Origin of the sequence: Allokutzneria multivorans (assembly GCF_039537405.1) — a bacterium.
In the GTDB taxonomy this organism is placed as follows: domain Bacteria; phylum Actinomycetota; class Actinomycetes; order Mycobacteriales; family Pseudonocardiaceae; genus Allokutzneria; species Allokutzneria multivorans.
Window position 1 is genome coordinate 23,874 of the sequence record NZ_BAABAL010000018.1, and the last position, 18,922, is coordinate 42,795.

Here is an 18,922-nt window from a genome sequence, read left to right on the forward strand (position 1 = left end):
GGTTAGGGGATTGGCTAGAGAAGGGGTCGAATAGGGGTGAGAGTTGCCACCTTGATCGTCCCCGGCCTGCGGCGGACTGGCTACGATCCCCCGCATGACGCTGCCGTCCGAGCTGTCCCTCGCCACCGACTTCCCAGCGGTGAGCAGAGAGGACTGGCGCGCACTGGTCGCTGGTGTGCTGAAGAAGTCCGGTGTGGACACTGAAGGGCTCGACCGGCCCGAGGACCGGTTCGCGCGGACGACCTACGACGGGATCACCGTCGCCCCGCTCTACACCGCCGAGGACGTGGTGCCCGCCGCCGGAGTGCCGGGGCTCGCGCCGTTCGTGCGCGGTGGCCAGGCCAGGCGCGAGGCGTGGGACGTGCGGCAGCGCCACGCCCTGTCCGACGCGAAGGCCACCAACGACGCGATCCTGGCGGACCTGGAGAACGGCGTCACGTCGCTGTGGCTGACCGTCGGAGCGCAGGGCCTGCCCATCGACAAGCTCGGCGAAGCCCTCGACGGCGTCTACCTGGACCTGGCCGGAGTCGTCCTGGACGCGGGAGCCGACTCGGCGCGCGCGGCGGAGGCGTTGCTGGCGCTCACGGAGGAGCCCAGCGGGAACCTGGGGTTCGACCCGCTCGGCCTGGAGGCGAAGACCGGCGTCGCGGGTGACCTCGCGGAGATCGCCGCCTACGCCAACCGCGCGCCCAACCTGCGGACGATCATGGTCGACGCGCTGCCCTACCACGACGCGGGCGGCAGCGACGCCGAAGAGCTGGGCTGTTCGCTGGCCGCCGCGGTGGCCTACCTGCGCGTGCTCACCGACGCTGGACTGTCCGTTGTGGACGCTTTCCGGCAGATCGAGTTCCGCTACGCGGCCACCGCCGACCAGTTCCTGACCATCGCGAAGTTCCGTGCGGCGCGGCGGTTGTGGGCTCGCGTCGCGGAACTCTCGGGCGCCCCTGATGAGCCGCAGCGGCAGCACGCGGTGACGTCCTCGGCGATGATGACCGCCCGCGACCCGTGGGTGAACATGCTGCGCACGACGCTGGCGACCTTCGCGGCCGGAGTCGGCGGCGCGGACTCCGTGACGGTGCAGCCCTTCGACGCGTGCCTGGGCCTGCCGGACGACTTCTCGCGCCGCATCGCCCGCAACACGCAGTCGCTGCTGCTGGAGGAGTCCCACGTCGCGCGCGTGCTGGACCCGGCGGGCGGCTCCTACTACGTGGAGAAGCTGACCGACGACCTCGCCGCCGCGGCGTGGGAGTGGTTCACCGAGATCGAGCGCGCGGGCGGGTTCGCCACCGCGCTGCGCGAGGGGCTGATCGAGCGGCGGCTGGAGGCGACGTGGGCCAAGCGCCTCAAGCGGATCGCCCACCGCAAGGACGCGATCACCGGCGTCAGCGAGTTCCCGAACCTCACCGAGAAGCTGCCCGTGCGCCCGGCGGCTCCGGCCCGACCCGAGGGCGGACTGCCACGCCGCCGCTACGCCGAGCCCTTCGAGCGGCTGCGCGACGCCGCCGACGCCGCGCCGAGCAGGCCGAAGGTGTTCCTGGCGACGATCGGCGCGGTCGCGGCCTACACTGCGCGCTCGACCTTCGCGGGCAACCTCTTCCAGGCCGGTGGCATCGAGACCCCCGCCGCCGGTCCGGGCACCGACCCCGACGCCATCGCGAAGTCCTTTGTGGACAGCGGGGCGACTGTCGCGTGCCTGTGCGGCCACGACAAGGACTACGCCGAGCACGCTGAACCCGTCGCTCGCGCGCTGAAGGAGGCGGGCGCCAAGACCGTGCTGCTCGCCGGGAAACCCGGAGAGCGGGCAGGTGACCGCGAAAATGTCATTGACGGTTACGTGTACGCGGGCTGCGACGCCCTCGACGTCCTCCGGACCACCCTGAGCCAGGCAGGAGCGCTCTGATGGCGCCGCACATCCCCGACTTCGGCAACCTCGACCTCGGCGCGCAGCAGAGCGCCCCGGGCGTCCAGCAGTGGCGGGACCGGCTCGACCAGGACCCCGCCGAACTGCTGTGGGAGACACCGGAGGGCATCCCGGTCCAGCAGCTGTACACCGCCGAAGACCTTGCGGGACTTGACTTCCTGAGCACCTACCCGGGCGCGACGCCGTACCTGCGCGGGCCGTACCCGACGATGTACGTGAACCAGCCGTGGACGATCCGGCAGTACGCGGGCTTCTCCACCGCCGAGGAGTCCAACGCCTTCTACCGCCGCAACCTCGCCGCCGGGCAGAAGGGCCTCTCGGTCGCCTTCGACCTGGCGACCCACCGCGGCTACGACTCCGACCACCCGCGCGTGCCCGGCGACGTCGGCATGGCGGGCGTGGCGATCGACTCCATCTACGACATGCGCCAGCTCTTCGACGGCATCCCGCTGGACAAGATGAGCGTGTCGATGACCATGAACGGCGCGGTCCTGCCCGTGCTGGCGCTCTACATCGTCGCCGCGGAGGAACAGGGGGTGGCGCCGGAGAAGCTCACCGGGACCATCCAGAACGACATCCTCAAGGAGTTCATGGTCCGCAACACCTACATCTACCCGCCGCAGCCCTCGATGCGGGTCATCTCCGACATCTTCGCGTTCACCTCGCAGAAGATGCCGAAGTACAACTCGATCTCCATCTCCGGCTACCACATCCAGGAAGCCGGGGCGACCGCCGACCTGGAGCTGGCCTACACCCTCGCCGACGGCGTGGAGTACCTGCGCGCCGGGCGCGAGGCCGGACTGGACATCGACGCCTTCGCACCGCGCCTGTCCTTCTTCTGGGCGATCGGCATGAACTTCTTCATGGAGGTCGCCAAGCTCCGCGCCGCGCGCCTGCTGTGGGCGAAACTGGTCAACCAGTTCGAGCCGAAGAACTCCAAGTCGCTCAGCTTGCGCACGCACAGCCAGACCTCGGGCTGGTCGCTGACCGCGCAGGACGTCTTTAACAACGTCGCCCGCACCTGCGTCGAAGCCATGGCCGCCACCCAGGGGCACACGCAGTCCTTGCACACCAACGCCCTGGACGAAGCGCTCGCGCTGCCGACGGACTTCTCCGCGCGCATCGCCCGCAACACTCAGCTGCTGCTCCAGCAGGAGTCCGGCACCACCCGCGTGATCGACCCGTGGGGCGGCAGCGCCTACGTCGAGCGCCTCACCTACGACCTCGCCCGCCGCGCCTGGAGCCACATCCAGGAGGTCGAGGCCGCGGGCGGCATGGCCAAGGCAATCGACGAGGGCATCCCGAAGCTGCGCGTGGAGGAGGCAGCCGCGCGCACGCAGGCCCGCATCGACTCCGGCCGCCAGCCGGTGATCGGCGTGAACAAGTACCGCGTGGACGCCGACGAGGCCATCGAGGTGCTCAAGGTCGACAACAAGGGCGTGCTCGCCCAGCAGCTGGACAAGCTGCGCAGGCTGCGCGAAGAGCGCGACGAGCAGGTCTGCCAGGAGGCGTTGAGCGCGCTGACCAAGGCCGCCGACGCCGCGATCTCCGGGAGCAGGGGACCGGGCCTGGACCAGAACCTGCTGGCGATGGCCATCGACGCCGCGCGGGCCAAGGCCACCGTCGGCGAGATCTCCGACGCGCTGGAGAAGGTCTACGGTCGGCACGCGGGCCAGATCCGCACCATCTCCGGGGTCTACCGGCAGGAGGCCGGGGAAGTGAGCAACATCGAGAGGACGCGCCGCGCCGCCGAGGAGTTCGAGCTCGCGGAGGGCCGCAGGCCGCGCATCCTGGTCGCGAAGATGGGCCAGGACGGCCACGACCGCGGCCAGAAGGTGATCGCCACGGCCTTCGCCGACCTGGGCTTCGACGTGGACGTGGGCCCGCTGTTCCAGACCCCCGCCGAGGTCGCCACGCAGGCGATCGAGGCGGACGTGCACATCGTCGGCGTCTCCTCGCTGGCCGCCGGGCACCTCACGCTGGTGCCGGCGCTGCGCAAGGAACTCGCCGACCTGGGCCGCGAGGACATCATGATCGTGGTCGGCGGCGTCATCCCGCCCGGCGACTTCGACGAGCTCTACCAGGCGGGCGCCACCGCGATCTTCCCGCCCGGCACGGTGATCGCCGACGCGGCGCTGGACCTGCTCGCCCAGCTCTCCCAGCAGCACGGGCACGCCGCCTGATGGCTGCCAAGCCGGTCGAGGTCGGCCAGTACGCCGACGGGGTCCTGGCGGGCTCGCGTGCCTGGATCGCTCGCGCGATCACGCTGGTGGAGTCCCGCAGGGCCGATCACCGCGCCGCCGCTCAGGAGCTGCTGACCGAGCTGCTCCCGCACGCGGGCAAGGCACGGCGCGTCGGCATCACGGGCGTGCCGGGCGCGGGCAAGTCGACCTTCATCGACACCCTGGGCACCTCGCTCACCGAAGCCGGGCACCAGGTCGCGGTGCTGGCGGTCGACCCGTCCTCCACGCGCAGCGGCGGCAGCATCCTCGGCGACAAGACGCGCATGGCCAGGCTCGCCGTGGACCCGCGCGCCTTCGTCCGGCCCTCGCCGACCGCGGGCACGCTCGGCGGTGTCGCCAAGGCCACCCGCGAGACCATCGTGGTCATGGAGGCGGCGGGCTACGACGTGGTCCTGGTGGAGACGGTCGGCGTCGGGCAGTCCGAAGTCACCGTCGCCGACATGGTGGACACGTTCCTGCTGCTCACCCTCGCGCGCACCGGCGACCAGCTCCAAGGCATCAAGAAGGGCGTGCTGGAGCTGGCCGACGTGATCGCGGTGAACAAGGCCGACGGCGACCACGCGCGCGAAGCGAAGAAGGCGTCCAGGGAGCTGGCCGGAGCGCTGCGGCTGCTGCGCATGGGCGACGACGGGTGGGACCCGCCGGTGCTCACGTGCAGCGCGCTGGAGAACACCGGCGTCGACGGCGTGTGGGCGAAGATCATCCAGCACCGCGACCAGCTCTCCGCCTCCGGAGCGCTGGATGCGGTGCGGCGCAAGCAACTCCTGGGCTGGACGTGGACGATGGTGCGCGACCAGCTGCTCCAGGACCTCGCCGAGCACCCGAAGGTCCGTGAGCTGGGGCCGTCGCTGGACCAGCAGGTCGCCGACGGCACGCTCACCCCGGCGCTGGCGGCTCAGCAAATCCTGGCGGCCTTCCGGGACTGAGCTTGTACCGTTGGCGGCGTGTGTGTTTACGCGTTCGCGCACTACAAGCTGCATTTCGTGTGCACTGAGTGCCGTGTGAGCTTCAAGCGGCACTTCCCGGAACAGGGTCGTCAGCACCTGTGCCCGACGTGCGCCGAGCCCATGCGCTGCGCGGGCCACGACTTCGCGGCTCCGTCGCGTCGCGACACGCGCGCGTGGTCGGTCGTGCGGGCGGTCGTCGACGAAGGGCTGCGCTACGAGGGCTTCGAGCCCTGCGGTTGCGGCAAGGACCCGAAGTACCGGCCGCGCACCCGTGCCGACCTCCGTGCTCGTCGTGCCGTCGCGCGCCGCGAAGGCATTTCTCTGGCAGAAGCCTTGGCGCGGCGGGACGCCCACATCGCCGAGCGCTGATTGCAACCTCATCGTGGTGTGAGCGGGTGATCATTCCCGATACGCTCCGAAGTCGCTCTGAGTGGTGAGGGGAACTCGATGAGTGACATGCACGGAGCGTTGCCCGCGGGCTTCGAGGTCGTCGAGCTGATCGACTCCGATCCCGTCGCCACCACGTACCTCGTGCGGGGCGCTCGGCGCGAGGCCGTGCTGACCGTCGCGCGCTCGCCGGCCGCCGAAGAGGAGCGGGCGGAGTGCCTGCGCTGGGCCGACGCGCTGACCGTCGCCGCGGCCTCGCCGAACATCGCGGACGTGCTCTCCGCCGGGTTGACCCGCGACGGGCGGCCACACCTGCTGTGCGGCACGGGCGAGGCCCTGGCGGCGCGGTTGTTCGACAGCGGCGCGCTTTCGGTGTGGACCGCGCAGGGCTACGGCGTCGGAGTCGCCGACGCGCTGGCTTCCGCGCACGCGGCCGGGCTCGCGCACGGGGCGGTTCAGCTCGGCACCGTTCTGGTGATCGACGATGGCGCGGTGCTCGCCGGGTTCGGGACCACGGCTCCTGGGCTCGCGGTGCCTGCCGTGGTGGACGCCTACACCGCGCCGGAGCACCTCGCCGAAGTCTCCGTTGGGCGTGCTGCGGCGAGCGAGGCCGGGGACGTGTACGGCCTGGGCGTGACGCTGTACGCGGCGCTCGGCGGCTCGGTGCCGTGGCAGGACGCACCGATGGACCTCGCCCTGCGGAGCGCGCCCTTGCCGGGCCTGCCCGATGTGTCGGCGGATCTGCTCGATCTGTTGCGCGCCACGGTGTCCGTGGATTCGGCTGCGCGGCCCACTGCGGCGCAGTTGCGGGACTGGCTGCTCGGATTGGATCTCCAGGAGGTCGATCGCGCGGCACCGGTTTCTCCTCATCTGCTGGGCGGGCGCGGCAGCGGTCGTGTCGGCAAGCGGACCGCCGCGTTGATCACCGCTGTCGGCGGGACGCTCGGCGTGGTCGGAGGCGTTGTCAGCGCTGGGGGAGCCGGTTCCGGCGCTGTCGTGGCCGCGACCGGGACCGGGGCGGCCGTCACCGCTGGAACTGCCGCGAGTGCCGGGACGGCAGCCACCGCGGCGGCGACGACCGGGGGAGTCGCGGTGACCAAGGTCGTCGTCGTGTCCGTGGTCGTCGCGGCGGTCGGGGTCGGCGGCGGCTTCGTCGGGAAGCAGATCTACGACGACAGCACGTGCAACCTCGTCGTGGGCGACAAGCCGTACACGCAGGTGCTCGCTGACGGCGCCGACCTGGTCAACCAGACGGGGCACGAGTTCACGCTGCGAGTGGGGGAGCGGATCACCGCCAGTGGTGCCGCCGATCCCGTCGCGAGGGAAGTGCGCCTTTCCCTGCCGGCTGGTGAGGAAGCGCGGGTGGTCGGCGGGAAGCTTTACGCGGGGGCTGCCGACAAGTGGTCCGAGGTCGACGCTTCCTCGGACAGGGGAAAACTGCTCGCGGTCGCCGCGGCACCGACCGCCGCGGTGAAAGCGGTGCTGCCGAGAGTGGCCGCGGTCGACCGAAACGGCTGCGACTTCAGCGGCACGATCACCCAGCTGGGGAAACCGCCGATCACCTTCACCGCGAGCATCGAAAAGGACCGGGGCCGCCTGGTTGCGTTCGTCTCCGCCGAAGTCGAGGTCCGCTTCAGCAACTTCGAAGCGCCGGTCGACGTCACCGCGCCGTCCGTTCGCAAGCGCGACTTGAACGCGACGTGGCGCAGTAGCCGCAACAACGCCGTCGTGTATTACCTCGGCATCAACAACGGGACGCTGTCAATGTCCAGGAGCGTCGGTGGCGTCGAAGGGGACGCCGGGAGCGGACCGGGCTGCACGGGGAAAGCCGACACGTCCGGTGAGGTGATCGAGACGCGGTTGACGTGCAGGCCGCATTTCGCGGACGGGGGCACGGTGACGGTGACCATCCAGGCCGACGGCGACAACAAGGTCAAGCTCAGCGGCGACAAGGTGCTTGCTGGGACCTACGAGCTGTTCCGCCGGTGACGCGGCTGCCCGACCCCGAGCTGTCGCGCGCGGTGCTGATCGGCGCGAGCCGCTTCGAGCACCTGCACGACTTGCCTGCCGTGCGCAACAACGTGACCGACCTGGCGGCGATCCTCACGTCCACGACCGGCACCGGGCTCAAGCACTGCGCCGCGCTCATCGACGAACCCGACCTCGCCGCGATCGGGGCGCGCTTGGCCGAGGCGGCGGAGCAGGCGAAGGACGTGCTGCTCGTGTACTACGCGGGGCACGGGCTCGTCGACTCGCGCGGCGAGCTGCACTTGGCCATGCCGTCGACGCATCCCGAGCGCCCCGGGTGGACCAGCCTGCCGTTCGCGCGGCTGCGCGAGACCCTGGCCGACGCCGGCGCGCGCAACCGCGTGCTGATCCTGGACTGCTGCTTCTCCGGGCACGCGATCACCGAGTTCATGTCCAGCGCCGCTGAAGTGGTGGCCGGGCAGCTCGCCGTGAGCGGCACGTTCACGCTCACCGCGACGCCCGCCAACCGCGCGGCGATGGCCCCCGTCGGGGCTGTCCACACGCTGTTCACCGGTGAGCTGATCACGTTGCTGGCCAAGGGAATCCCCGACGGGCCTCCGCTGCTGACACTCGGCGAGATCTACCGGCGGTTGCTGCGCGTCTTCACCGATCGCGGTCTGCCCCGGCCGCAACAAGGCAGCACGCGGACCACCGAGCTGCTCGCGCTGTCGGTCAACCGCGCGCTCCACCCGGACGAGCCCGACGCCGCCGCGCTGCGCTACGCGGAACTGGTCGCCGACCGCATTCGAACGCTCGGAGCTGACCACCCCAGCACCCTGAAAGCCCGTGAACAGCACGCCCACTGGATCGGCCGCACCGGTGACGTGGCCGAGGCCGCCCGCCTGCACGCTGCCCTGCTGGCCGACCGCACGCGAATCGCCAGGAAACCCCGCCGCACCGGGCGCTAGGGGAGCGTGGCCGTTCCCGCCGCCGCCAGGAGCTGGATGGGGAACTCCGCGTCGGCTTGGCCGATCGCGAGCGCCAGCCAGTCGGACTCCCGCTGCCAGACCAGCACGTCGCCGCAGAGCTGACTGAGGTGGCTCATGGGCTCCTCGTCGGCCTCGTCGTCTTCCAGGTAGGGCCCGAGGTCGACCTTCTTCGGCTCGCCCCAGCGTTCTGTCAGCGCGGCGGCGAGCGCCTGATGAGCGGCCTCGATTTCCGCGTGCGCGGCATCGACGACCTCCTCGGAACGGTCGTCCCAGAAGTCCTGGCTCTCTTGGAGGACGAGCGGTTCCTCGCCCGGAAGCACAGCGTTGAGGGCGTGGAGGTGGTCAGTCACCGACATGTGCAGAGCGTACCCGCGTCGGAAAGGGCGCGGTTTCCGCAGAGTGCGGCGGGCTGTCTGGGTAATTCGAGGCAGGCGCGCCGGGGAATGGTGTGCAACGGGATTGCGGTGCAGTTGGTGGGCTGTTTACCGGGCTTACCCCTATGGGGATGTGAATGCCCTCGGGAGGCTTGATAGCGTTGCCCCAACACTTGCTCAGTCACTTTCCTGTGAGGCGCTCTCATGGCACAACGCACTATCGTCCAGCTGATCGACGACTTGGACGGCAGCACCAGCACCGACATTTCCCGCGTGGAGTTCGGTCTGGACGGTCTCACCTACGAGATCGACCTCAACGAGTCGAACTCCGCCGCGCTGCGCGAGAAGCTGACCCCCTTCGTCGAGGCCGCCCGCCGCGTCGGTGGCCGCGCCAAGTCCGGCACCGGCCGCCGCGCCGCGGGGGAGGGGCGCAGCAAGGAGGAGACCAAGGCGATCCGCGACTGGGCCAAGGCCAACGGCCACGAGGTCTCCGACCGCGGCCGCATCCCCGGCAACGTGATCGAGGCCTTCGAGGCCGCGCAGGCCTGACCTGGGCGAACCCGCTGCCGACGCGGCAGCGGGTTTTCTTCTGCCCTTGTATCTTTACTATCTCGATGACTTCAGTGTCGAGTAAAATTAATCGTTCAGGAAGACCGAAGGGCCTCAAACGCCCTGACGGGCGGGCTCTGCGAAGATTCGGCGGTGGTGAGGGAGTGAGGCGGCCGGTCACGCGGGTCGCGTGCGCGTGGTGCGGACTCGAACGGAATCGGGTCGTGCAGTCGGGGATGCCGATCTGGTGGTGCTCGGACGCGTGCAAGCAGGCGTCGCGCCGAGGCTCGGCGGCGTCGGTGTCGTCGGCCTCGGAGGGGGGCCAGCGCGCGGAACTGGGCCGGGACCGCAGGCGCCGCGAGCGGTTGGAGCGGCTGCACGCGATCTTCGACCGCATCACCCCGATGACGCCGCTGTCCTATGTGGACGCTCGACTGCTGATGGCGGAGCTGAGCGGCGACAAGCTGTGGTTCCTGCATCCGAAGACGGCCTACCGCGCGGCCTCGCGCCGGTGGCACCCGGACGTCGGCGGTGACGCCAAGGTCTTCCGCCTCCTCCGAGCGGTCACCGACACCGTCGAACGCGGCGCCCGTTAACCCCTTCGGGGTCGTACCCAATGTGGCATTTGTTGCGTCAGACGAAACAAATGCCACATTGGGTACGTCAACGCTGGGTCAGAACTCGCCGACCTCGGTGACGTAGATGACGGCCGTGCCCTCCTCGTCGGAGCCCGCGAGGTCGACCTCGGCGACGATGCCCCAGTCGCGGTTGCCGTCGGGGTCGTCGAAGGTCTGCCGGACGACCCAGCGCTCCGGCTCCTCGGTGATCATCAGCATCTCCGGGCCGCGCGCGTTGGCGCCGGTGCCGATCTCGTCGTAGGTGTCGAAGTACTCCTCGAGGGCCTCGCGCCAGGCTTCGGCGTCCCAGCCCGAGTGCTTGTCCAGTTCGCCGAGCTCGTAGGAGTTGCGGCGGGCGGCGAGTTCGACGCGGCGGAAGAGCTGGTTGCGCACGAGGACCTTGAAGGCGCGGGCGTTGGCGGTGACCGGCGGAGGGCCGGTGTCGACCTGCTGGTCCGGGCGGACTTCGCCGTCTTCGTCTTCGGGGTTGCGCAGGCGTTCCCACTCGTCGAGCAGGCTGGAGTCGACCTGGCGGACGAGTTCGCCGAGCCACTCGATGATGTCGGTGAGCTCGTCGGTCTTGGCCTCGTCGGGGACGGTGTGCCGCAGCGCCTTGTAGACGTCGGCGAGGTAGCGGAGCACGAGGCCTTCGGAGCGGGCGACCTGGTAGAAGGACACGTACTCGACGAAGGTCATCGCGCGCTCGTACATGTCGCGGACGACGGATTTCGGGTGCAGCTCGTGGTCGGCGACCCAGGGGTGACCGCGCCGGTACATGTTGTAGGCGGCTTCGAGCAGGTCGGCGAGCGGCTTGGGGTGGGTGACGTCTTCGAGCAGCGCCATGCGCTCCTCGTACTCGATGCCTTCGGCCTTCATCTTGTTGACCGCTTCGCCGCGTGCCTTGAACTGCTGTTGGGACAGGATCGGGCGCGGGTTCTCGACGATGGATTCGATGATCGAGACGACGTCGAGCGCGTAGGTCTCGGACTCGCGGTCGAGCAGGTCGATGGCGGCGAGCGCGAGCGGGGACAGCGGCTGGTTGAGGGCGAAGTCGAACTGGAGGTCGACGGTGAGGCGGACGCGGCGGCCTTCCTCGTCGGGTTCGGGGAGCTGTTCGACGACGCCGGCGGCGAGCAGGCCGCGGTACATGGCGATGGCGCGGCGGATGAGCTTGCGCTGGGTGGGGCGGTCCTCGTGGTTCTCCTCGAGGAGGTGGCGCATGGCGGTGAAGGCGTCGCCCGGCCGGTTGATGACGTTGAGCAGCATGGCGTGGCTGACCTTGAAGGTGGAGGTCAGCGGTTCGGGTTCGGCGGCGATCTGGCGCTCGAAGGTGGGTTTGCCCCAGGAGACGAAGCCTTCTGGGGCCTTCTTGCGGACGATCTTGCGCTTCTTCTTGGGGTCGTCGCCGGCTTTGGCGACGGCGCGTTCGTTCTCGATGTCGTGGTCGGGGGCTTGGACGACGACCGTGCCCGCGGTGTCGTAGCCCGCGCGGCCCGCGCGTCCGGCGATCTGGTGGAACTCGCGGGCTTTGAGGTGGCGGGTGCGGACGCCGTCGTACTTGCTGAGCGCGGTGAGCACGACGGTGCGGATGGGGACGTTGATGCCGACGCCGAGGGTGTCGGTGCCGCAGATGATTTTGAGCAGGCCTGCCTGGGCGAGTTGTTCGACGAGGCGGCGGTACTTGGGGAGCATGCCGGCGTGGTGGACGCCGATGCCGTGGCGGACGAGGCGGGAGAGGGTTTTGCCGAAGCCCGCGGTGAAGCGGAAGTTGCCGATGAGTTCGGCGATGGCGGCCTTCTCGTCCTTGGTGCTGACGTTGATGCTCATCAGGGCCTGCGCGCGTTCGAGTGCGGCGGCCTGGCTGAAGTGCACGACGTAGACGGGGGCGCCCTGGGTGGCGAGGAGTTCTTCCAGGGTTTCCTGGAGGGGGGTCATGGCGTAGCGGTAGTGCAGGGGGATGGGGCGTTCGGTGTTGGCGACGACGGAGGTGGGGCGGCCGGTGCGGTGGGTGAGGTCGGTCTGGAAGCGCCGGACGTCGCCGAGGGTGGCGGACATGAGGACGAACTGTGCGCGGGGGAGTTCCAGCAGGGGGACCTGCCAGGCCCAGCCGCGGTCGGGTTCGGAGTAGAAGTGGAACTCGTCCATGACGACCTGGCCGACGTTGGCGTCCGCGCCGTCGCGGAGTGCGATGTTGGCGAGGATCTCGGCGGTGCAGCAGATGATGGGGGCGTCGGAGTTGACGCTGGAGTCGCCGGTGAGCATGCCGACGTTGGCGGGCCCGAAGGTGTCGCAGAGCGCGAAGAACTTCTCCGAGACCAGGGCTTTGATGGGCGCGGTGTAGAAGGTGCGCTGGCCCGCGGCCATGGCGGTGAAGTGGGCGCCGACCGCGACGAGGCTCTTTCCTGAGCCGGTCGGGGTGCTGAGGATGAGGTTGGCGCCGGAGACGATCTCGATGAGCGCTTCCTGCTGGGCCGGGTAGAGCTCGATGCCCTGTTCGGTGGTCCAGGTGGTGAAGGCGTCGAAGAGCGCGTCGGGGTCGGCGCTGCCGGGGAGCTGGTCGGTGAGCGTCATGGTGCCCTCGATCGTGCCTGGCCGTTCCGGGTGGGGTGTCGGCGGGTCCATGATCGGCTTTGGTGGTGGGGCTTGCGCAACCACCGAGCTGTGGCGCTCAGAGCTGGGAGCTGAGCCAATTCGACCACGTAGTCACAAGATCGTTGATCATCGCTCGGCTTTCGGGGAGTGTCGTGGTCCCGGCGGGTGCGAAGGGGTGAGTTTCCCGAGCGTGTCGAGCGGCCTCACCGCTCACAGCAGGGTTGTTGGCTGTGTTGGTGAAGGCGTCTAGCTCTTCCTGGGACTTCCAGCCCTTTGCGGCGAGGACCTTCTTAAAGCTGTGCCCTGGCTCAAGCTTGTGGACGTTGGACCTGATGAGCCCGGGATCGCCGAGGTAAATGTGGCAGCCCGTTGACCGAGATCGTCACAGCGGACGCGATGTTCACCTCTTCGACCATGCTCACTGCAACGAGTTGCCGTGAGGTGGTAACACCCGTCTGGCTCCTGGCTGACTCGGACGTCGCCGTCTGCGAAGTGACGCGCGAAGGCTGAGAGGTCAGCTTCGTGGCCGCGCAGCATGGCTTTGACGCTCATGGACGTGACGGTATGCGCGGCCGATAGCCAGAGGGTCGGTTATCGGTATCGAAGGCGATGCGTCGCTGGGAAGGGCCACAGCCGGATGGTCAGTCGGCGTCCTGCCAGGCGACATGGGTCGGCCGTTGGTGGCTGTGGAGGAACTCCGCGAGTGCTTGTTCGAGGTCGCTGACGGGGACCTCGCAGTGAGAGGGGAACTCCATCTCGGCGTACACGGGTTCGTCTGCCGGGCCGTCGCCATGGGTGACCCAAGAGCCGGTGGGGTCGGTGAAGTGGATGGCGCCGACCTCGCCTCGGACTCCGACGAGCACTTGGTGGTCCGGGATGTGGCGGGGCCCGACGCGTGGCCGGTCGCGGTGTATGACGAGCGCGTCGGAGGTGTCGTCAGCAGCGAGCGCGGTGAGGAGCTGGGCAAGCTGGCCAGCGTTGTCGATGACGACACCGACAGTGGCCGCGTCGGCTCCCGCTCGGTAGGACACCTCAAGCGTCATCTGCGCTGTTCTCCTTGGGGTAGGTGTAGCGATTGCCATCGCGGTCGATGACGGTCAACCGGGCGCCCTCGGGCAGGAAGTCCCCGAGCAGCGTGTCACAGGAGTCTTGGCCGGGAAGAGCGGGTTCACACGGTCGGCGATCGACCAGGATCGTCTCATCGGTCAGTCCCATGACACGCATGCGCACTGCGAACTGCATTTCGATGTGCACCGACAACCACCACGTGCCACGAGGGAGGGCGTAGCCGTTGGCCTGCGCCCATTCCTGCGTCGGCGCGAACCACTGTGTCGTCCTGCCGCTGGACAACGGCTCGATCGTCCCGTCCGGTCGCACCCAGGCGCCTGACGCGCGAGCCTTGAGCACGGGCTTCGGCATGGTTCGGCGAGTCCGCTCCAAGCGGCTCGTGCGCTGAGCGGCGGACATTCGGGGTGGTGGAGTTTCTGTGGTCATCGCTGCGGTGTTCGTGGTGGCCTCCCACGCGGCGATCCACCGGCCGATGGTCGCTGGCGCTGTGGTCGTGATCGTGTGCAGCAGGTTGTCCAGGGAGTCCTTGGCGGCGTGCAGCAAGTTGTGCACCTCGTCCGCGGCTGGATCAGCGCTGCCTTCGGTGTGTTCCTGCCATTGGGTGGCGGCCTCGTCCAGCGACTCCTCGGCGGCGATGACGTGCTGGACCGGCAGAGCGGCCACCACCGCCCGAGCGGCCCGAGCCACCTCGCGTAGTGACGCCATGTCTTCGACATTGGCAGGAGGCGGGCGATGCCGACGCGAATCCGTGCTGCTGTACCTGGTTGGGGCAGCGTGCTGACCAGCGGAGTGGGACTTCGCGGCGAAGCGGGCGTCATGATCGCGTGCGGGGTTCTCATCTGTGTATGTTTATGTGGTGATTTGTCCCAAGTGTCAGAACGTGATGCAGACCGTGGATCGCCAGGGCGTCCACATCGAGCAGTGCACCGGCTGCCGGGGCATTTTCCTCGATCGTGGGGAGCTGGAGCAGATCGCCCAGGCGGAGCAGCGCTACTACAACAGCGCGCCGCCGCCTCCGCCGCCGTACGCGGGTGGGCACGTTGGGCACCATGACTCGCCGAAGCCGTACCGGGGTCACCACGATTCGCCGAAGCCCTACCGGGGTGGGTACGGGGACTCGCCGAAGCCGTACCGCGGCGGTGGGTACCACGATTCGCCGAAGCACTACGGGCACAAGCGGAAGAAGAGCTTCTTCGACCAGCTCTTCGACTGAGCGGTCCTGAGTGAACCTGTTGATCTGCCCGGCGTGCGGGGCTCGGACCGATGTCCCGCGCGTCGAGGGTTCTCCCGCTGTCGTGGTGTGCGTGGATTGCGGGCACCGGCGGGGTTTTCACCGGTTGCCGTTGTTGTGCTTGACCGGGCCGAGTGGCACGGGGAAGTCGACGGTGTGCCGGGAGTTGGCGGCGCGGCTGTCGGAGCACGTGGTGGTGCTGGAGCAGGACGTGCTGTGGGTGGAGGGTTTGCGCGATCCGGCTGAGGACCATCGTGCGTTCCGGTCGACGTGGTTGCGGATGATCTCGATGATCCACCAGAACGGTCGGCCGGTGTTGTTGTGCGGGACGGTGGTGCCGCCGGAGTTCGAGCCGTTGCCGGAGCGGGTGTTGTTCTCGGATGTGCACTATCTGGCGTTGATGTGCGATCCGGAGCCGTTGTCGGAGCGGTTGCGGCGGCGGCCCGCGTGGCGCGGGTGGTCGGAGCCGCGGATCGTGGAGACGTTGGAGTACGCGCAGTGGCTGCGTGATGAGGGTGCTTCGTTGTCGCCACCGGTGGGGTTGTTGGACACCACGGAGGCGCCGTTGTCGGAGACGGTGGACGCGGTGTGCGCGTGGGTCGAGGCGACGTTGGAGCTCTCGCGCGCCTAGCGGCTGTCCTGTAGGTGGTTGCGCTGCGTGTCCCGGTCACGGTGCCGCCGAGGGTTGGGGTGTCTTCAAGACCAGCAAACCCCTCTGTTGATCATCGCTAACCCCTGCAAACCCCCGCGGCCTTGCGGGGGTTTGCTGTCGTTGAAGACGGCTGGGGTGGGGGTTGGGTGGTCTTGAAGACCGGCGAACCCGATGACTTGCAGGACAGGGCCCAGAACGTGAGCCCCCGGCCTGACGGGTTTTGGTCGTTGTGATCTTCGGGGTGGTGGGGCAGCGCATAGGGTCTGGGGTATGAGCACTCACTTCGACGTCGTGGTCCTGGGCGCTGGCCCGGGTGGGTACGTGGCCGCGATCCGGTCAGCCCAGCTGGGGCTGCGGACGGCGATCATCGAGGAGCGGTACTGGGGCGGGGTCTGTCTCAACGTGGGCTGCATTCCCTCGAAGGCGCTGTTGCGCAACGCCGAGCTGGCGCACCTGTTCCAGCATGAGGCGAAGTCCTATGGCATCCGGGTGGACGGGCAGGTGTCCTTCGACTACTCGGCGGCGTTCCAGCGCAGCCGGAAGGTGGCTGACGGGCGCGTCAAGGGCGTGCACTACCTGATGAAGAAGAACTCGATCACGCAGTTCACCGGGCGTGGTGAGTTCGTGGACGCGAACTCGATCAAGGTCGGCGACGAGGTCGTGTCCTTCGACCACTGCGTCATCGCGGCGGGTGCGACGACGCGGTTGTTGCCGGGGACGGCGTTGGGGCCGCGCGTGGTGACCTACGAGGAGCAGATCCTCAGCGAGGAGTTGCCGGAGAGCATCGTGATCGCCGGTGCTGGTGCGATCGGTGTCGAGTTCGCTTATGTGCTGCACAACTACGGCGTCAAGGTCACGATCGTCGAGTTCGCCGATCGGGTGGTGCCGTTGGAGGACGCCGAGGTGTCGGCGGAGTTGGCGAAGCGGTACAAGCGGTTGGGCATCGAGGTGTTGACCTCGACGAAGGTGGAGTCCATCGAGGACACCGGTCGCGGTGTGCGGGTGACTGTGTCCACTAAGGACGGTCAGCGGGTGCTGGAGGCCGGGAAGGTCTTGCAGGCCATCGGTTTCGTGCCTCGGGTTGAGGGTTACGGCCTGGAGCGGACCGGGGTGCGGTTGACCGAGCGTGGTGCGATCGACATCGACGGGCGGTGCCGGACGAGCGTGCCGCACATCTTCGCGATCGGTGACGTGACGGCGAAGCTGATGCTGGCGCACGCGGCGGAGTCGATGGGGGTGATCGCGGCGGAGACCATCGCGGAGGCGGAGACGATGGAGCTGGACTACGTGATGATCCCCCGGGCCACGTACTGCCAGCCGCAGATCGCGAGCTTCGGGTGGACCGAGGCGCAGGCGCGCGAGCAGGGCTTCGACGTGAAGGTGGCGAAGTTCCCGTTCACCGCCAACGGGAAGGCGCACGGGCTCGGTGAGACCGCGGGTTTCGTGAAGATCATCAGCGATGCCGCGCACGGGGAACTGCTCGGCGCGCACCTGATCGGGCCAGAGGTGACGGAGCTGCTGCCGGAGCTGACCTTGGCGCAGCAGTGGGATCTGACCGTGCACGAGGTGGCGCGCAACGTGCACGCGCACCCGACGTTGGGTGAGGCGGTGAAGGAGGCCATCCACGGTCTCGCCGGGCACATGATCAACATGTAGGTGCTACGGTGGTGGCATGCAGCGCGCTTTCGTGACGACGACGCCGGATTCTGTCCCGGCGCGCTGACACCTGTCTGACGAAGAGCCCCGGGGCGAGTGCCCCGGGGCTCTTCTCTTCTCTGTGGTCGCTCGCTTCGTTTTCCCGCGAGGAGACCGTGATGCACGATCACCGCAAGCTCGGCCGTGAGCTGGACCTGTTCGACTCCGATCCGTTGATGGGCGCGGGTTTGCCGTACTGGTTGCCCGACGGGGCGGTGGTGCGGCACACCTTGGAGGAGTTCGTCCGCGATCTGGAGCGGCGCGCGGGGTACCGGCACGTGTACTCGCCGGTGCTGGGCAAGCGGGAGCTGTTCGAGCTGTCGGGGCACTGGTCGCACTACAGCGAGGACATGTTCCCGCCGATGGACCTCGGCGGTGAGCAGGTGGTGCTGCGGCCGAGCTTGTGCCCGCACCACGCGGTGATCTTCCGGTCGCGGCCGCACAGCTACCGGGATCTGCCGTTGCGGATGGCGGAGCTGGGCGGGATGTACCGGGCGGAGTTGTCGGGGGTGCTCGGCGGGTTGAGTCGGGTGCGGGCGATCCAGCTCAACGACGCGCACGTGTTCTGCACCCCTGACCAGGTCGCTGATGAGGCGCGGGCGGCGTTGGAGCTGGTGCGGCGGGCGCATCGGGTGTTGGGGATCGAGCCGGTGCGCTACCGGTTGTCGTTGCCGGGTGCTGGTGGGAAGTACGTGGCCGATCCGGAGTTGTGGCGGCGGGCGGAGGCGGTGCTGCGCGAGGTTCTCTCCGATGTGGACTTCGAGGCTGTGGAGGGGGAAGCAGCGTTCTACGGCCCGAAGATCGACGTGCAGATCGCCGACAGGGCGGGGCGGGAGTCGACCTTGTCGACCGTGCAGGTGGACTTCCACCAGCCGCGCCAGTTCGACCTGTCCTACATCGGCCCGGACGGGGCGAAGCATCGGCCGGTGATGGTGCACCGGAGCATCATCGGCAGTCTCGAACGCGTGGTGGCGCACCTGATCGAGGTGCACGGTGGGGCGTTCCCGGCGTGGTTGGCGCCGACCCAGGTCGTGGTGCTGCCGGTGTCGGAGGCGGAGCTGCCGTGCGCGCGGGAGTTCGCTGAGTCGGTTGACCTGCGGGTGGAGGTGGCGGGGCCGGAGCGGGGGAGTCTGGGTGCTCGGGTGCGGGCGGCGCGGCTGGTGCCGTTCCAGGTGGTGATCGGTGCGCGTGAGGCCGCGGCGGGGTTGGCGTCGGTGCGGTTGCGCGAGGGCGGGAAGTGGGAGCCCGCGCCGGTCGCGGAGGTGGTGGCGCGGATCAGTGCAGCTGCCCGGCCTGGTGCAGGTGGTCGAAGATGATCTGGTCGACGGGGGCGACGCGGTCGCGGTCGGCGTGGGTGAGCCAGGTGATCTCCTCGATCTCGCTGGCGGGGGCGAGCGTTCCGGAGAAGGTGGCTGAGTAGCAGGTCATGCGGACTTCGACGCCGTCGGGGTGGCCGTGGGCCTGGGCTTGGAAGGTGCCGACGTGGAGGGCGCTGGTGGGGTCGACCACGACGGTCAGCTCCTCGGCGATCTCGCGCACGAGGGTCTGGAGGTCGCTCTCGCCGGGATCGCGTTTGCCGCCGGGCAGGTAGAAGGTGTCCTTGCCGCGTGAGCGGGTGGACAGGACGCGTCCGGCTTCGAGGTGGATCCAGGCGATCTTGTCGATGATCATGTTTCGATCGTAGGGAGT

17 protein-coding genes are annotated in these 18,922 nt (G+C 68.9%); 12 read left to right on the forward strand and 5 right to left on the reverse strand.

Going from position 1 to position 18,922, the window contains the following annotated elements:
- The first annotated feature begins 94 nt into the window (after positions 1–94).
- The 6 genes from mutA (at position 95) to ABD798_RS24095 (ending at position 8,434) form a co-directional block, all read left to right on the forward strand.
- A complete protein-coding gene (mutA, locus tag ABD798_RS24070; protein ID WP_344878789.1) occupies positions 95–1,900 on the forward strand; it encodes a methylmalonyl-CoA mutase small subunit in 1,806 nt (601 codons plus the stop codon).
- The gene (scpA, locus tag ABD798_RS24075) at positions 1,900–4,104 is read left to right on the forward strand and encodes a methylmalonyl-CoA mutase (RefSeq protein ID WP_344878792.1); all 2,205 of its coding nucleotides are present in this window, start codon (positions 1,900–1,902) and stop codon (positions 4,102–4,104) included. The genes mutA and scpA overlap by 1 nt, the downstream gene beginning before the upstream one ends.
- A complete protein-coding gene (meaB, locus tag ABD798_RS24080; RefSeq protein WP_344878795.1) occupies positions 4,104–5,090 on the forward strand; it encodes a methylmalonyl Co-A mutase-associated GTPase MeaB in 987 nt (328 codons plus the stop codon). Before scpA ends, meaB begins: the two co-directional genes overlap by 1 nt.
- Positions 5,091–5,108: 18 nt before the next feature.
- Entirely contained in the window at positions 5,109–5,480 is a 372-nt protein-coding gene (locus tag ABD798_RS24085) for a hypothetical protein (protein ID WP_344878798.1), read from the forward strand.
- A 78-nt stretch (positions 5,481–5,558) separates the two neighbouring features.
- Entirely contained in the window at positions 5,559–7,487 is a 1,929-nt protein-coding gene (locus tag ABD798_RS24090; RefSeq protein WP_344878801.1) for a serine/threonine-protein kinase, read from the forward strand.
- The gene (locus ABD798_RS24095) at positions 7,484–8,434 is read left to right on the forward strand and encodes a caspase family protein (protein WP_344878804.1); all 951 of its coding nucleotides are present in this window, start codon (positions 7,484–7,486) and stop codon (positions 8,432–8,434) included. Before ABD798_RS24090 ends, ABD798_RS24095 begins: the two co-directional genes overlap by 4 nt.
- On the opposite strand, the gene ABD798_RS24100 is transcribed toward ABD798_RS24095, so the two are convergent.
- Positions 8,431–8,811 carry a hypothetical protein gene (locus tag ABD798_RS24100; RefSeq protein ID WP_344878807.1) on the reverse strand — a complete coding sequence of 127 codons (381 nt, stop codon included), beginning with the start codon at positions 8,809–8,811 and terminating at the stop codon, positions 8,431–8,433. The genes ABD798_RS24095 and ABD798_RS24100 overlap by 4 nt on opposite strands.
- Before the next feature lie 222 nt (positions 8,812–9,033).
- On the opposite strand from ABD798_RS24100, the gene ABD798_RS24105 reads away from it, so the two are divergent.
- Entirely contained in the window at positions 9,034–9,378 is a 345-nt protein-coding gene (locus ABD798_RS24105) for a histone-like nucleoid-structuring protein Lsr2 (RefSeq protein WP_086822700.1), read from the forward strand.
- Between the two features lie 164 nt (positions 9,379–9,542).
- The gene (locus ABD798_RS24110) at positions 9,543–9,974 is read left to right on the forward strand and encodes a hypothetical protein (protein WP_344878812.1); all 432 of its coding nucleotides are present in this window, start codon (positions 9,543–9,545) and stop codon (positions 9,972–9,974) included.
- Positions 9,975–10,052: 78 nt separating this feature from the next.
- On the opposite strand, the gene ABD798_RS24115 is transcribed toward ABD798_RS24110, so the two are convergent.
- The 3 genes from ABD798_RS24115 to ABD798_RS24125 form a co-directional block, all read right to left on the reverse strand.
- Positions 10,053–12,566 (reverse strand): DEAD/DEAH box helicase, encoded by a 2,514-nt coding sequence (locus ABD798_RS24115; protein WP_344878815.1) that lies wholly within the window; start codon positions 12,564–12,566, stop codon positions 10,053–10,055.
- Positions 12,567–13,228: 662 nt separating this feature from the next.
- Positions 13,229–13,630 carry an Imm1 family immunity protein gene (locus ABD798_RS24120; RefSeq protein ID WP_344878818.1) on the reverse strand — a complete coding sequence of 134 codons (402 nt, stop codon included), beginning with the start codon at positions 13,628–13,630 and terminating at the stop codon, positions 13,229–13,231.
- Entirely contained in the window at positions 13,620–14,360 is a 741-nt protein-coding gene (locus ABD798_RS24125; protein WP_344878821.1) for a DddA-like double-stranded DNA deaminase toxin, read from the reverse strand. The genes ABD798_RS24120 and ABD798_RS24125 overlap by 11 nt, the downstream gene beginning before the upstream one ends.
- A 151-nt stretch (positions 14,361–14,511) precedes the next feature.
- On the opposite strand from ABD798_RS24125, the gene ABD798_RS24130 reads away from it, so the two are divergent.
- The 4 genes from ABD798_RS24130 to thrS all read left to right on the forward strand — a co-directional run bounded on the left by ABD798_RS24130 (position 14,512) and on the right by thrS (position 18,549).
- Entirely contained in the window at positions 14,512–14,868 is a 357-nt protein-coding gene (locus tag ABD798_RS24130; RefSeq protein WP_344878824.1) for a TFIIB-type zinc ribbon-containing protein, read from the forward strand.
- A gap of 10 nt (positions 14,869–14,878) precedes the next feature.
- A complete protein-coding gene (locus tag ABD798_RS24135) occupies positions 14,879–15,517 on the forward strand; it encodes an AAA family ATPase (protein ID WP_344878827.1) in 639 nt (212 codons plus the stop codon).
- 291 nt (positions 15,518–15,808) lie between these two features.
- The gene (lpdA, locus tag ABD798_RS24140; RefSeq protein ID WP_344878830.1) at positions 15,809–17,194 is read left to right on the forward strand and encodes a dihydrolipoyl dehydrogenase; all 1,386 of its coding nucleotides are present in this window, start codon (positions 15,809–15,811) and stop codon (positions 17,192–17,194) included.
- A gap of 158 nt (positions 17,195–17,352) precedes the next feature.
- Entirely contained in the window at positions 17,353–18,549 is a 1,197-nt protein-coding gene (thrS, locus tag ABD798_RS24145; protein ID WP_344878833.1) for a threonine--tRNA ligase, read from the forward strand.
- Here the strand turns inward: thrS and ABD798_RS24150 are convergent.
- Positions 18,509–18,901, reverse strand: a complete 393-nt coding sequence (locus ABD798_RS24150; protein WP_344880947.1) for an NUDIX hydrolase — start codon at positions 18,899–18,901, stop codon at positions 18,509–18,511. The genes thrS and ABD798_RS24150 overlap by 41 nt on opposite strands.
- Positions 18,902–18,922: the final 21 nt, after the last annotated feature.

What these genes read in the sequence shown, in the direction of transcription:
- scpA (WP_344878792.1), top strand. Translation starts at nt 1,900, where the DNA reads ATGGCGCCGCACATCCCCGACTTCGGCAACCTCGACCTCGGCGCGCAG.
- ABD798_RS24125 (WP_344878821.1), bottom strand. Translation starts at nt 14,360, where the DNA reads ATGGCGTCACTACGCGAGGTGGCTCGGGCCGCTCGGGCGGTGGTGGCC.
- meaB (WP_344878795.1), top strand. Translation starts at nt 4,104, where the DNA reads ATGGCTGCCAAGCCGGTCGAGGTCGGCCAGTACGCCGACGGGGTCCTG.
- ABD798_RS24105 (WP_086822700.1), top strand. Translation starts at nt 9,034, where the DNA reads ATGGCACAACGCACTATCGTCCAGCTGATCGACGACTTGGACGGCAGC.
- lpdA (WP_344878830.1), top strand. Translation starts at nt 15,809, where the DNA reads ATGAGCACTCACTTCGACGTCGTGGTCCTGGGCGCTGGCCCGGGTGGG.
- thrS (WP_344878833.1), top strand. Translation starts at nt 17,353, where the DNA reads ATGCACGATCACCGCAAGCTCGGCCGTGAGCTGGACCTGTTCGACTCC.
- mutA (WP_344878789.1), top strand. Translation starts at nt 95, where the DNA reads ATGACGCTGCCGTCCGAGCTGTCCCTCGCCACCGACTTCCCAGCGGTG.
- ABD798_RS24090 (WP_344878801.1), top strand. Translation starts at nt 5,559, where the DNA reads ATGAGTGACATGCACGGAGCGTTGCCCGCGGGCTTCGAGGTCGTCGAG.
- ABD798_RS24115 (WP_344878815.1), bottom strand. Translation starts at nt 12,566, where the DNA reads ATGACGCTCACCGACCAGCTCCCCGGCAGCGCCGACCCCGACGCGCTC.
- ABD798_RS24120 (WP_344878818.1), bottom strand. Translation starts at nt 13,630, where the DNA reads ATGACGCTTGAGGTGTCCTACCGAGCGGGAGCCGACGCGGCCACTGTC.
- ABD798_RS24100 (WP_344878807.1), bottom strand. Translation starts at nt 8,811, where the DNA reads ATGTCGGTGACTGACCACCTCCACGCCCTCAACGCTGTGCTTCCGGGC.